Annotated in this window: 1 protein-coding gene; it reads right to left on the bottom strand. The window is 58.6% G+C overall.

The genetic code is table 11. The features are described from left to right. On the bottom strand, positions 1 to 220 hold a 220-nt coding region (locus tag OS914_RS18050; protein ID WP_267547433.1), incomplete at its 3' end, for a hypothetical protein. Between the last annotated feature and the right edge of the window lie 287 nt (positions 221 to 507).

Below are 507 nucleotides of genomic sequence, written 5' to 3'. Positions count from 1 at the left end.
ACCACAGTGCCGCGCCGGTGAGGACTGCGATTTGAGCCAGCATGGTCGACGGCGCGAGGTTCCACAACATGGCCGCCATCAGGACGTGCATGATGGCGTGGAGGCTTTGGTTCACCTGATCCGTGAGTTGGCGTGACCTTGTCGCCTGCAGGAAGTGATAGCTTGCGCTCAGCAGCAGGACGGTCGTGAGGGTCCAGGTAACTGCGGGGATACTGAACACGCGGAACACACTCCCACTACTAGGTTGGGGTTGGGTTGGGTACGGGTTGGGTATGGGCTTGGTCCCCGACGCTGCCGTCGACAGCATCGGGAACCGCCTGGTTAGTTCCTTCTCCAGCTCTAAGTCAGTTCACCCATGCCATACTCAAGCTTCTGTTGGTCGGTTCATGATTCGTGTCCGTTGCAGCAGTGTGCGGCTTTGGTGGTTGTGGTGGTTGTTTCTTGGGTGGGGAGGTTGAGGGTGGGGTTTTGGTCGAAGAATCCGTGGGGTTCGAGCATGAAGCCGAT

The sequence above is a fragment of the Arthrobacter endolithicus genome (assembly GCF_026627425.1).
Classification (GTDB): domain Bacteria; phylum Actinomycetota; class Actinomycetes; order Actinomycetales; family Micrococcaceae; genus Arthrobacter_M.
This window is presented reverse-complemented; position numbering and strand designations above follow the sequence as displayed.